This window comes from Luteimonas sp. Soil_N_1 (assembly GCF_057656255.1).
Genome location: NZ_JBDGKS010000001.1, coordinates 1,462,455 through 1,474,357, shown reverse-complemented (window position 1 = coordinate 1,474,357; position 11,903 = coordinate 1,462,455). Strand labels below are relative to the sequence as shown.

13 protein-coding genes are annotated in these 11,903 nt (G+C 60.4%); 3 read left to right on the top strand and 10 right to left on the bottom strand.

Going from position 1 to position 11,903, the window contains the following annotated elements; genetic code table 11:
* Positions 1–13: 13 nt before the first annotated feature.
* The 4 genes from AC3A4E_RS06805 to AC3A4E_RS06790 all read right to left on the bottom strand — a co-directional run bounded on the left by AC3A4E_RS06805 (position 14) and on the right by AC3A4E_RS06790 (position 2,320).
* Positions 14–724, bottom strand: a complete 711-nt coding sequence (locus AC3A4E_RS06805) for a hypothetical protein (protein ID WP_487630750.1) — start codon at positions 722–724, stop codon at positions 14–16.
* A 256-nt stretch (positions 725–980) separates the two neighbouring features.
* Positions 981–1,601 (bottom strand): outer membrane lipoprotein, encoded by a 621-nt coding sequence (locus AC3A4E_RS06800; RefSeq protein ID WP_487630749.1) that lies wholly within the window; start codon positions 1,599–1,601, stop codon positions 981–983.
* A 183-nt stretch (positions 1,602–1,784) separates the two neighbouring features.
* On the bottom strand, positions 1,785–1,964 hold the full coding sequence (locus AC3A4E_RS06795; protein WP_487630748.1) for a hypothetical protein: 180 nt from the start codon (positions 1,962–1,964) through the stop codon (positions 1,785–1,787).
* Between the two features lie 167 nt (positions 1,965–2,131).
* Positions 2,132–2,320, bottom strand: a complete 189-nt coding sequence (locus AC3A4E_RS06790; RefSeq protein WP_487630747.1) for a hypothetical protein — start codon at positions 2,318–2,320, stop codon at positions 2,132–2,134.
* A 354-nt stretch (positions 2,321–2,674) separates the two neighbouring features.
* Between AC3A4E_RS06790 and AC3A4E_RS06785 the strand changes: the two genes are divergently transcribed.
* The 3 genes from AC3A4E_RS06785 (at position 2,675) to AC3A4E_RS06775 (ending at position 5,782) form a co-directional block, all read left to right on the top strand.
* Entirely contained in the window at positions 2,675–3,382 is a 708-nt protein-coding gene (locus tag AC3A4E_RS06785) for a YaaW family protein (RefSeq protein ID WP_487630746.1), read from the top strand.
* Positions 3,373–4,374: a hypothetical protein gene (locus AC3A4E_RS06780; protein ID WP_487630745.1), complete on the top strand. Its 1,002-nt coding sequence runs from the start codon at positions 3,373–3,375 to the stop codon at positions 4,372–4,374. Before AC3A4E_RS06785 ends, AC3A4E_RS06780 begins: the two co-directional genes overlap by 10 nt.
* 91 nt (positions 4,375–4,465) lie before the next feature.
* Positions 4,466–5,782 carry a hypothetical protein gene (locus tag AC3A4E_RS06775; protein WP_487630744.1) on the top strand — a complete coding sequence of 439 codons (1,317 nt, stop codon included), beginning with the start codon at positions 4,466–4,468 and terminating at the stop codon, positions 5,780–5,782.
* Between the two features lie 287 nt (positions 5,783–6,069).
* Here the strand turns inward: AC3A4E_RS06775 and AC3A4E_RS06770 are convergent, their stop codons facing one another.
* The 6 genes from AC3A4E_RS06770 to AC3A4E_RS06745 form a co-directional block, all read right to left on the bottom strand.
* Entirely contained in the window at positions 6,070–8,268 is a 2,199-nt protein-coding gene (locus AC3A4E_RS06770) for a fimbria/pilus outer membrane usher protein (protein WP_487630743.1), read from the bottom strand.
* Entirely contained in the window at positions 8,268–8,930 is a 663-nt protein-coding gene (locus tag AC3A4E_RS06765) for a fimbrial biogenesis chaperone (protein ID WP_487630742.1), read from the bottom strand. The genes AC3A4E_RS06770 and AC3A4E_RS06765 overlap by 1 nt, the downstream gene beginning before the upstream one ends.
* Before the next feature lie 109 nt (positions 8,931–9,039).
* Positions 9,040–9,531: a spore coat protein U domain-containing protein gene (locus tag AC3A4E_RS06760; protein WP_487630741.1), complete on the bottom strand. Its 492-nt coding sequence runs from the start codon at positions 9,529–9,531 to the stop codon at positions 9,040–9,042.
* 89 nt (positions 9,532–9,620) lie between these two features.
* A complete protein-coding gene (locus tag AC3A4E_RS06755) occupies positions 9,621–9,923 on the bottom strand; it encodes a hypothetical protein (protein ID WP_487630740.1) in 303 nt (100 codons plus the stop codon).
* A 115-nt stretch (positions 9,924–10,038) separates the two neighbouring features.
* Positions 10,039–10,437 (bottom strand): histone-like nucleoid-structuring protein, encoded by a 399-nt coding sequence (locus tag AC3A4E_RS06750; RefSeq protein WP_487630739.1) that lies wholly within the window; start codon positions 10,435–10,437, stop codon positions 10,039–10,041.
* Positions 10,438–10,498: 61 nt separating this feature from the next.
* On the bottom strand, positions 10,499–11,899 hold the full coding sequence (locus tag AC3A4E_RS06745; RefSeq protein WP_487630738.1) for an ArdC family protein: 1,401 nt from the start codon (positions 11,897–11,899) through the stop codon (positions 10,499–10,501).
* Between the last annotated feature and the right edge of the window lie 4 nt (positions 11,900–11,903).

Genomic DNA, 11,903 nt, shown 5'->3' with positions numbered 1-11,903 from the left:
GGATGGCCCGCGCTCATGCCGCCACCCACGCCATCAGGGCCATGCCACCCATGGCGCACATGAAGCACGCCACCGAGGTGAGGACTGACCGGATGCAGAGCTGGCGTTCCAGCTCCTCGATTTTCCATAGCGCAAGACGGTGAAGCGGTTTGCCCGGCTCAACAGCGAATCGCTCCTCCAGGGATTCCTTCGCCTTCGCTTCGATTGCTTCGAATTCCTTCTCGATAGCGGCGAGATGACTGGCAAGAATAGATTTGGCTTCAACTCGCTCCTCTTCCGTAAGCTCGTTGATTCCTTTGACGATGAAGTCGTTCGAGCCCACGAAGACGGCCCGCTCACCCTTGCCATCGAGAGGTTGGTCTTGGTCCGACTCACACAGGTCCCCTTGGCCGATGCGACGGCCAGGCAACGGCAAGCTTGCCGCGAGGTAGCTGATGGAACCCGGGCACATGCCCCAGGTCAGGACCGTCGCTGCGGTCGATAGCGGAGGAAGACGACGACCTTCTGCTGCCACAAACTTTTTCACCTTCGCCACGTCCACCGCGCTATCCGCGCGGCACATCGCCACGACCTCGCCCTCTCCCAGCAGGAGGAGATCGCCAGGCAGCGCTTCTTGATACACGTCGAACAGTTGGCCCAGCGCCTCGTCGTCGCGACGCATCGCAATGGCGGCACCCGCGTCGACAACCTTTTCAATCTTCTCTCTGGCGATGTGGAGGTCCATCAGCGCTCCCACCGAGATTGATATTTCCGCCACGAGCAGCCTGCACTACGCAAGCGCGGCTGACATGAGCCCGGCAAGACGCTTCCGGACCAACTCCTACCGCTACCGACCGAGCCAAATTGCTGGACATGCGCTGACAACTCACCGCTCGTGAGTGCTTCAACGGCCTGATCGCTCTTAGCAGAGCAAAGCCCTAATTTCTCCATCAGGAAGCGGAAAGTCCGTGCACAACCCTTCATTCGTGCGATGGCCCTCATCAGCGCGCTCCACGGCCAATGGCAGTGCTCGTGGTGCCCTGGCACACGAACGGATCGCAGCCGATGGCCACGCCCCCAATCGGGGAACCGTCGTGAATCCAGCTAGCCTTCCTGCCCAGCTCGATGCTGCCGTAGGCCTCGTCGGCGTCGGGCGCGCGCACCACACGGGTCTTGCTACCCGACCCCACCAGGAACACGCGATCGCCCTGCTGGATGCCATCGGTATGGTCCTGGACGATGACCACCACCCTGCCGTTGTTCGCGAGGTCACGGATGTAGATCTCAATGGCGTTGCGGCCCGACAAGCGTCGTTGGACGGACGTGCCCGCCACCCCGCCGATGACCGTGCCAGCGACTCGCGCCGCGTCGCGGTAGCTGCCGTCGACTTGCTGGGCCGCGGCGTAGCCCACGGCTGCGCCAACGGCAGAACCAGTGTTGAAGCTGCGGTCGTTCTGAAGGGTGACCTGGCGGACCATCAAGACCTCCCCAAGGCGAGCGTCTTGGACGCTCAAGGCTTCGCTGGCGCCGTAGCGGCTGGCGGAGGTGGAATTGGATTGCGCCATTGAGACAGCGGGGATGATGGCGAGGGTGATGGCGAGAACGAGGGTTCGGTAGTTCATGGGCGTGGGGCTCCGGTGGGAAGAAAAAGGCGTTGCTGCTTCAGCCCAGCCCTCAAGAGCTCACGCATGACGTCCGAAAGGGAGCGGTCTTCGTGGTTCGCTATGCCCGCAATCGCGTCGTAGAGGTTGGGCTCGACGCGGACGGGGGGCAGCAGGAGGCGTTTGCGCTTGGGGTTGGGCATGTCAACGGCGGGATGGGTATTGGATTTGGAATTGGGGTTTTGCTTTGGTCTGGGTTTGGACGTCTGCCAGGGCTTGATGGAACTGCGGGAGGCCCTTGCTGGTGCCCAGATGAAGCAGGTAGAGCAGAGCGAAAGCACAGGCAAAGTTGACGGCGAGGTTGCGAATGGCGCGAATGGTCATGGGTCGATTCTCAATGGGTAGGTCAAGGCTCAGGGGTTAGGTTTTTCTTTTTCACGTTTCGGGTTTTGTAATGAACTTGCTATACACTCCATGCAATAGACGATTTCCCATTTGTCAATAAGCGAAATGGCCTTTGCAGGCCTTTGGCTTGAAAAATGTTTCCCGGGCTACCGCCACCCGACATCGATCCGTTCGAGGTCGTAATCGGCCCCCAGCTCCAGGGCAGCGTCTTTGGGGGACAGGTCGGCATAGCGGGCCAGGTCGCTGTCGCTGAATCCCGCGTCGGTGGTCGTGATGCCGAAGTGCCGCAGGAAGGCTTCGTTGAGGTGGGCCAGCCAGGTGGTGTCGAGGGTCATGGTGTTTTCCAGTGGGCTGAGCGGATTGCTCGCGAACCGGGAAAGGGAGGCGCAGGAACGCGCGCACCCAGGCCCGCCGACAGAGGCAGCGAGAGGCGTGGGCGTGGGCCGAAACGCAGTGGAGGAGGCTTGCCTTGCGCTCGGTTGTGCTGACCGAAGGTGACGCGGATTGGCAATCAGTCGCCCGTTGGGTCAGCCGTCGTGACTACAGCAACGGATAGCTCGCTGAGTTCAGCAAAAATCACCCGATTCCTGATAGCGAGATGCACGCGCGCGTGTGAGACTTCGAAGGGTCGGCCACCATGCGGCCAGGGAAGAACCGAACAGCTACGTGCTGTTCTCACAGGGGGATGGATGAACACTATTGTTAAACGCGATCTGCCCTTGGCAGATCTGCTTTCGCGTGCCACGCACGACGAACTGGCGGTTCTTGCTGACGTCATTACGGACAGCGGCAAAGGCCGCGTGTCCTTGTCCAGCGAGAGCCTCGTCAAGATCCAGAGCCACAGGTTGGCGGAGAAGCTCCACTTGATCGCTGGCGATCTCGCCGACGAGCTGATGCTGTTCGGCGGCAATACCTTCATGAACGCCGTTCGGTCCAACAAACTGGACTACCGTGAAATCGCAAGCGATGTCGCTGAGAAGCTCGGTGCGAAGATCCTGCCCGAGGACGACTTGTTCGAGATCGAAGAGAAGGCAGGCGAAGCTGCAATCAAAAAGCATGGCAAACCGCAAGAAGGTGAGCCGACAGGCGGGCCCAGTGGCTTTAGCTCGGATGCCCTTTCAGCGATCGTGGGGAGCTTGGCGACTGCTGGCAGCACCGTTGCCGGCATCGCTGGCACCGGGACCGCGACGGGCATCATGAGTTTCGTCGGTGGGCGCCTTGCCTCCTTGGTGGCTCCTCCTGCAGCCGTGGCGGGCCTTGCCTACACGGCCAATGAAGTCGCGGGACCCGCGTTCCGCGTCACCACGCCAGCCGTGCTTCAGATTGCTCTGATCCGCCGCCGCCAGATGGACGAAGAAATTTCGGTGCTGAAGAAGGAGCTCGAAGCATGCATGTAAACACCAACGCTACCGGCGACGTTACCCGCATCCTGACCGAACGCCTCGACGTTGAAGCAATGCTCGGGTCCGGTGAGCTCAAGGAATGGGGCGGCGTGCTTCGCTACCCCAAGGGCCACCCCAAGGCTGGCCAGATCCATAGCCACATCTTGTTCCCGGCCGACCAAGCCAAGAGTCGTGAGCAGATGGAGCAGCTCAAGCAGATGCTCGAGAGCAAGCTCGGCGAGATGCAAGGCAGCGTGGACGCGATAAGCGGTGGCATGGGGCAGCTTCAGGAGAGCATGGACGTCATCAAGGGTCTGCAGCAGGCGAACCTGGTGATGTCGGCGGTGAACCTTGCGGTCTCGGTTGCTGGTTTCGCAATCGTTTGTAACAAGCTCAACAAGGTCAGCGACCTGATCCAAGCACAAGGCGAAAAAGTGGATCGCCTCCTGGGGCTGGCTTCGATGGCTCAGGAGCGCGCCATCCTGCGAGACGAATCGAACATTCATGCGCTAATCAAGACTGCTAGGCAGCATTGCGCCACCAACAACCTGCAAGCCATGAGCAACCTGATCCTTCCCTTCCAGCAGGAGTATCAGTTCAATCTACGCCTGCTGCAGAACCTGTCGTTCCAGTCGCTTGGAAACGCAGAAGACGTTGCAAACGTCAAACTCATGCAGGCGCGCCTCGTGAACATTGGCATGGTGATGGCCCACTTGCAGCTGCGTGTGGATGCTGCCAACGAGGCGCTTGAGACCGTTCAAGAACTGTCCTCAAACATCGTCGACCTGAATGCCAGGCGCGTGCACGGGCTCACCAGCGATCGGAAGTTCGCTGCTGGCATCACCCACGAGCACCTTGCCGACGTCAAGGCGCTGCTTGAGGACGGGAAGAACACGTTGCCCAAGCTGCATTGCGAAGCAACGCTCCTGCAGCTTGAGGTTCAGCGTCCCGGCGCCATGAAAGAAGCCCTTGAGGCGGACGAGATCATTGTTCTGAAGGTGGCTTGACGCTCTGCCGAAGCGTCACCATCGCCGATGACACTCGGACTTGGCGCCATCTCACCTGCAACGTAATTTTTTATGAAGAGGGTTGATACATATGCGCCAGCTTGCTGCCTACAGCCTTTCGCTTCCTTCAAATGACTTAGGGACGGCTCAGAAGCGCCATGCCCAAGTAATTACCATCATTGAAAATTGGTTGATCAAGAAGGGGGCTGAAGTTCCTTTACAGGCGGACGGCTTCTTCCGATCAAAGACTCGACAAGATGACACGGGCATCTACACCATTTCAAAACATGAGCATGACGGGGATGAGCTGATCGATTTTACGCTCTTCGAAAAATCAACCTCCGGACTGGATTTTTCAACAACCATCTCCGCTTTGTGCTCTGAAGGAACGATCACCGTCTTCTGTGGGCTTTCCGTTTCAAGCCCACAGGAAGCAATCATTGACGCCTATACGGACGCTCGCTGCCCAGCGGTTATTCGTGACCTGCTCGAAGCTTACGACGATTGGATTTACGCGAACTCCGTGATTCCCCGGGTCACCAGCGTAGTGGACACCGACAAAGAAGTGTCTGATCTAGTTCAACGCATTTCCGATGCTCAATCGAGGAAGATGCCACTCGTCTTAGTCTCCGAATATAAAGGGGAGGAAGCATGGCCTGGTCTTGCCGATAAGCTCGCCCGTGATCTTGTCGGTGCAGCGGAAGTTATCCGCATCACAGAGGACGGCTCTCGGTTCTTGAGCTCAAAAGTTGGGAAAAGGCACTCGTGCTATATGGGGGCCGTTCGTCTCTATTGGCCAGCAAATGGAACACAAGAGATGCCGCGCTCTTTCGTTTGGACGGAGGAATCTCTCCTTCCAGAAGACGAAGCGGACGATGAGACCTACGCCAAACGATTCCAGGCCAAGTTGCGCAACCTCATACTTTCAGCGACGGCCGTTTCCATCACCCCTCCAAACAAGATTAAAGAGCTTCATCAACTTACCGCGAGTAAGGAACTTCGGGATGTCCGTAAAAGTTCCGAAGAACGCTTGGAGAAGTTGCAGGCCATAGCTGATGATTTAAGTAGGAAGCTTGAGGCGTCAGAGCAGAGGAATCGAGCGCTCTCTTACCAATTGCAACAAGCCGCGACTATCTCGGATGTCGGACAAGGTGATTCTGGCGCTTCTAACGACGAAGATAGCGCCCCTGTAAAGGGCGAAGTTAGGTTCTACAAGAAGATCGCTAATGCCGGGAAGGCTGACAAGATGGCACAAACGAGCGACTGCGGGCATACCGCTTGGCAATCTTCGAACGGGGCGCATAAAGCAAAGAAGGGTCTTGCTCGTTTGCTTGGTGATGAAGATTGGAAATCTCTTCATCATTGTGGAACATGCACAGGCGGCGGGCTTTGGAAAGTTGAATGGTGACGTGCTGCTAATTGACTATGGATGACTCGGACAGGGCTTCTAAGCCCGCTCCTGCGGCACACACTCATCCGGTCGACGAGCAACGCCTGCCTCGCGCCAAGCGCGACGGATGCGCCTCGTGGGGTCCGCCGGTCGAGCAACCGCACCCGAGAACGAGCACCGCGGCAGCGGCGCAGAGAAGGGCCGAAACGCAGAGGAGGAGGTTCACCCTTGCGGGTGCGTGTAGCGCAGCCAAGGTCCCCCTTGAGAGGCCACCGCGAATGAAGGCCCCTGCCCCAACGTCGGGATCATTGGCACTGAAGGGTCGAGACGCTTTCCGCGTTACCTAGGTCCTCGGGCAGCGTTGCCGTGCACACGCCTTCCACTCTCAGGGCCATGCCGGGCTTGGGATGCTCGAGGTAGAGCACGCCGTCGAAACCGACCAGGGTCGACTCAGTGTTCGTCTCCGTTTTCGTGCCGGGCTCGATGCTGGGGCCGGTCAGGCGGAAGGTCCGCGCGCCTTGCGTGAGCAACGGGAACGACATCCGCATGCCGCTTGAGCGGTTGGCCATCGCCGTCTTCTCCGCCTCACCGATGCGTGCGCCCATGGGAAGCGCGCGCTCGTCGACTTGAACCCGAACAGGGGTCAATGAAGAGATGCCGCCGACCACCAGTCGCCCCCTGGCGTTGGTCTTGCCGGCGAGCCTGCCATGCACCCGCACGGGGACGTCCGCTTGGCCTGGCACGTCCACGACCACGAACGCTTCGCCTGGCTGGAGGAAGCTGACGCCACCCCGATCGAGGTGGACCGCTCCGGAAAAGGAAGCGGACGCATCGGTGCTTCCGAAGCGATGCTCGACGTCAGCGCGGGCATAGCCGGCGCCAGTGCTCCAGTCGGCGGAAGCGCGAGCGCGTTGGCCCAGCGTGCCGTCTTCCAGGTCCAGGCCCACGTGCACCGCGGTGCCGGCGACGTCGACCTGGGTGCGGCCCCGCAGCACGAAGGCTTCTTGGGCAGGAGACAACCTGGCACTGGCGCTCACGCGCCCGCGATCGAACGCATATGCGTAGCCGAGCTCGATGCGGGTCTCGCTGCGGGTGAAATCTCGGAGCACCGCTGCGGACACGTGGCTGGGGCCACGGCGCCACTGGACGCCCACGTCAGCGAACGACAGCTCGGAGTGCTGGAACACCAAGTCTGAGTAGCTCGCGCGGAACGACAGCGAGCGTGTGGGACGGTAAAACGCAGAAGCTCGGGTGCGCTGGAGGGGCTGGGGCGAGGCATTGCTCGACAGCCGCCAGAATTCCTCGTTGCGCTCGTGGTCGATGCGCATGCCGAACTTCGGCCCTTGGTAGTTGTAGCCCGCTGCCCATCGTCGCCCGCCCCCGGTCGACTGTCCTGCCTCGATGTCGAACGTGCCCCACGTGCCCAAGGCAGTGACTGCCCCAACGGAGACGTTAGACCGGCCATCCTCATCGGCTTGCGTGCTTCCGCGCAGGGTCCAGCGGTCCGACACGCCGGTAGCGAAGTTGGCGCTGCCACTCGTTGGGCCGTAAGTGTTTTCGTCCTGCCGCACCTGCCCCACCGCCATGTCCCACGTCGAAAGACCCGGGCGCAGCAGCGATGGGGAAACGTAGACGCGGGCGTCGCTCAAGACCGACGAGCGGCCGAAGCGATCGCGCACCACGACTTGGGTTTGGTTGGCGCCGGGCGACAACACGCTGCCCTCCACCCGGAACTGCCCACGCTCGACGTCGGCGTTGAGCACTCTCGCCTGGTTGGCCAGGACTTCCACGGTGGAAGGATCCAGCGCGATGCCGCCCAGGAAGGAAACCGGATACGTGGGCGTTAGAGGGTCGAGCGCGCCAGGGTCTTTGGCGATGCGCACGCCGCCGAGGTTCATCGCGCCCGTGCGGGTAGTGGCGAACACGTCACCCGCTTGAAACGTGAGCTGGCGCTCGAGGTCGTCGCGCTGCCAGCGCGTGATGCCACGGCGATACTCGCCGCCTCGATCGCTGTCCGCGTTGAACTGCCCGCTGGTGGAGAGCACGCCCCAGCGGCCAGCAGTGCGAAGCTCGTGGCCCACCGACAACGCTTGGCGATCGGAGTTGGTCCTTGCGGCCAGGGAGTAGTTGGCCAACACGCCTGGCGCTGCATCGGCCAAGGGCGCGCTCGCACGAGCATGTCGGTTCAGTGCTTGAGTTGCATCGGGGTCGATGGGGAGCGTGAGCGCGACCGTCGCCGCGTTCTCGTCGACGCTCAGGCCCACGTCCGCCTCTTCCGCGGAGAGAGACCCTTGGGTGCCCGGGGCAAGCTTGGCGCCCAGCGCAACCCACGTGCTGGCGTCTGCGAACCACTGTCCGTCCAGGCTCCAGAACAACGCGGCTTCGCCGACGGGCTTGCCGTTGACCAGGGGCTGGAGAATGGCAGGTGCCGCCCCCTCGGGGATGTCCGCGGCAAGCACGCTCGCGGAGACCAGCAGACCCAACAGCAACAACGTGCGGAGCATTATTGCCCTGGTGTAACGGTGACTGGCTTGCCGTTGACCGTCAGCTCAAGCGCTGCGGCGCGTTGGCCTGGCGCTACTTCGATGAGCAGGGAAGACCCGGGGAGCACCCAGCCCAGCGCGCCCTTGCGCCAGGGCTCTTGGCCAGGGGCACCGATCGCGGTCAAGCGAGCGGCCGTGGCGCCCGAGTTCGTGAGTAGGTAACCGTTTGCCTGGGAAGTTGCTGCCAACGAGGGCAGCACCTGACTCGCAGGCTCGAAAGCCAGCGGAAGGTTGTGATTGGTCGGCATTCGAACCAACTGGCCGACCGACGCAGGCTCTGGCAGTTCGCGAAGCAGCAGACGGTAATACGCAGTGCCCTGCCCCTGCACACGCATGGCCCTCACCACCCGCCTTTCCTTTGAGGGAACCTCCACGATCGCTGGAGACGCCAACACATCAGAAGAGGCTGCATGGACGTTTCGCCCATCCACTTGGGACCATTGGTAGGCATCGACCTGGAACCGAATCGGCTTGTCGCCCTCGTTTGTTAACGTCACCGCGTGAGATCGGCTTTCTGCTGGCGCAACCAGTGTCACAGGATGAATGGAAATTCCATTCGAAGCCGACGCATTCAATGAGCATGCAGCTGCAAATGCAGCGGCCAGAAAAATGTTCTTAATCACGTTGTGCACTCTGGTCAGGATTATTCCAACCTAAATCTCAAATTCTGTTTGTCAATTCACAGAAACAAAAAAAAGCCCCGCAATGCGGGGCCTCTTAAATCAGAGCTGATCAGTTGTAAGAAACGGTTTGAACGACCGTGTCGGAATACGTTCCGCCCGGCGCACGATTGACGTTGAAGAACTCAACGAAGATTCCGTGCTGTTCCCATTGACCAGTCCCGACGCCTGAGATTGCCTGAGCGCCCTCGCCCCAACTCGTGGACCCGTCTTCGTGCAACAACGCGTAGGGAATGAAGTTGGCGCCGCCATCCGAGAGATGGCGCCTACCGGCGTCGCTACCAGCACCGAAGTGAAGCCCATCTCCCGGAGTTACAGCGTAGGAGGTGCCCGCATTGCACATGACAGCGATGTTGGTGGAGGTGGCTTGCCCATTGCTGGTGCCGTTGAGCGAGAGGCCCGACATGTCAGTCGGAAGGATGATGCAGCTGTTCTCGACAAACGCTTCAATGCGTAAATCTGCACTTGCGTCTTGAGCTTGTGCGGTAGCAGCGGTAAGGGTGAGGCCAAGGGCGATGGAAGCGAGGAGGGATTTTTGAAGCATGAGACAGGTTCTCCAGAGAAAGAGTGGGGACCGAGACATTTCGGCCTTCCATTCTTTTTAGAGAACGATTGGGGTTTGGCAAGGGCCCATCAAGAAATTATTTGGTGACGCTGAAATTTCCAAACGCACAAAGCGGCGAGCCCCAAAGAAGTGGTGCAAAGCAAGAAACCTAACACTCCCGCCATCGCCGCAAAGATGCCCGTCAAAGCAATGCCCCAGATGAGCACCCCACGGACGATGGGTAGGCCATCTTCGGCGTCCAGCGCATCGGCTGCGATTGCAAACAACGCAACACCCCAAGCCACGGAAGCTGCGGCTACAACCATGTCAGCCTGAAGCGGGATAATGAGCAGGGTCAATACGGATGCGACGGCTGCGAGAATGTAGTTCAAGGCGGTTCTCCAATCTAGGGTTCACTCCAGCTAATCACTGCCGCCCCGTTTGGCAACCCCTAGAAATGAAAAAGGGCCCCCAATTGGGAGCCCTCTGATCGGATAGACGGTGTTTTTACTTCGGTGCTTTCGGGTTCGGATAAGCCGGATACTGCTGCCCCGGGTTCTCCTTCCGCCACTTCTTGCCTTCTGCACTGCCAGCCCACTTGGTCAGGGCGGCGCTGGTCTTGCCGCGGCCTGCCCACGTCTCGCCGGTGTCGAGCTGATACTTGGGGGCGACCGATCCACCCTTGCTGGCCGGCTTGGCAGACCCATCCGGCTTGACCAAGCGCACGATTTGATTGCGCTGGGCGAGACTGAAGTATTCACCGGACTGACCGATCAGCTCAACCACCTTTTCGTAAACCTTCGAAGCTTCCTGCTCATCAAGAGCACGAAGGGATGCGGCAGCCGCCTCCAGTGCTTCTTCGTGCTTTCTCTTCTCTGCCAACAAATCCGCGCGCGACTTCGCCATTGAGTTCCAGCCTTTTCGAATGAACGGTAAAAATCCCATAGCCAGTCAACAATGGCAAGGATTAAAGGCTCATTTCCATTTCCTTTCGCCGATTCAAGGCTCGTCCTTGGCCAAATAGCTTCTCTGGTGTCGTTGGCCCTCCCTCTTTGAAAAGCCCCATCAAGCGATCCGCCTGCTGCTCGACGGTGAAGCCTAGGGCGTTGGGGACGTCCAGCCGCGCCCCATGCTTCAGCAATGCCTGAAAGGCGTTGAGGTGGTGCAGGCTCTCGTTCCAATAGCCGCTAACGTGATCGAAGGCGAAGGCCTTGCTCAACGCTAGGTGGGCGGGCGTCATGCCGCGACGGTCTTCGCCGATGGCGTTGAAGTCAGCCCCGAGCTTGGCGTGGGCAAGGATGGTGTCGACGTCACCGGCAAACGCTGCCGCGTGGAGGGAGACCAGCGAAGGGGCTGGCGAGTGGGCCGCGATGGGGGTGGAAACGGGCACGGAGACGGGGGAAGTTTTTTCAAGCTCTTGCGCATGCTCCTGAGCTTTCTCCATCGGCTGCGTGGGCACGTGCTCGAACTTCTCCACCCCGAGGAAGGTGCAGATCTTTTCGGCGTCCTGGCAGGCCTTTAGGATGGCTTTGGGGTCCTCACGAACCACCTTGACCCAACTGTTGAGGTAGCGGGCATGCCGTGCAGGGTTGTGGCCGATGTCTAGTCGTTGCCCTGCCATGAAGCTGGCGACCTCTACTCGAAGCTCTTCGCGCGCATAGCTTTCGCTTCCGAAGTCACCCGACAAATCTCGGTCCAGCCGCGTGGGATGGCCCGTCCAGTGGCCCAACTCGTGGAGGAGCACTGCGTAGTAGCCGTCTGGAGTGTGGAACTGGGCTTGCTCGGGCATGTGGACCGAGTCCGTGGCCGGGCGGTAGAACGCTTGGTCTCCGCCATGGAAGATGCGAGCGCCCGTGGCCGCGACAAGCGCTTCGCACTGGGCGTGCCGCTCGTGCTCGGGTCGGGGTTCGCGCACCAGGGCTGGCGCCAAGCCTTCGAACTGCTCGGCATTGAAGACGGTGAACGGCACCGGGACCAGGCGGGATGCGCCTTTGCCCTCCTCGTCTCCTTTTTCGTCGGTCTTGGCAACAGAGGCCTCAACCCACTTCACCAGCTTGACGCCCTTCGACCCTTTGGTCAGGCGGGCCTTCAAGCCCTGCCCCTGTTTGAAGGTCAGCCAGCGAGGATCCGCGTAGCCGGACACCATCTGCTGGATGGACAACCAGAGCGAGTTGAAGCCCGCATAGGCCTTGCCAGTGGTGGCGTTGTAGGGCATCGACATGGAGCCAGCGCCTGGCTCCCAGAGCCGCTGGAACGGCGCTTGGCTTGCCGCCATCAGTTCGGCGAGCTGCTCGCTGGTCTGCTGGACGTAGTCCGAATAGGTGGACGACGGTGCCTTTGCTTGCTGGCGTGCGGGATATCGGCCCATGTCG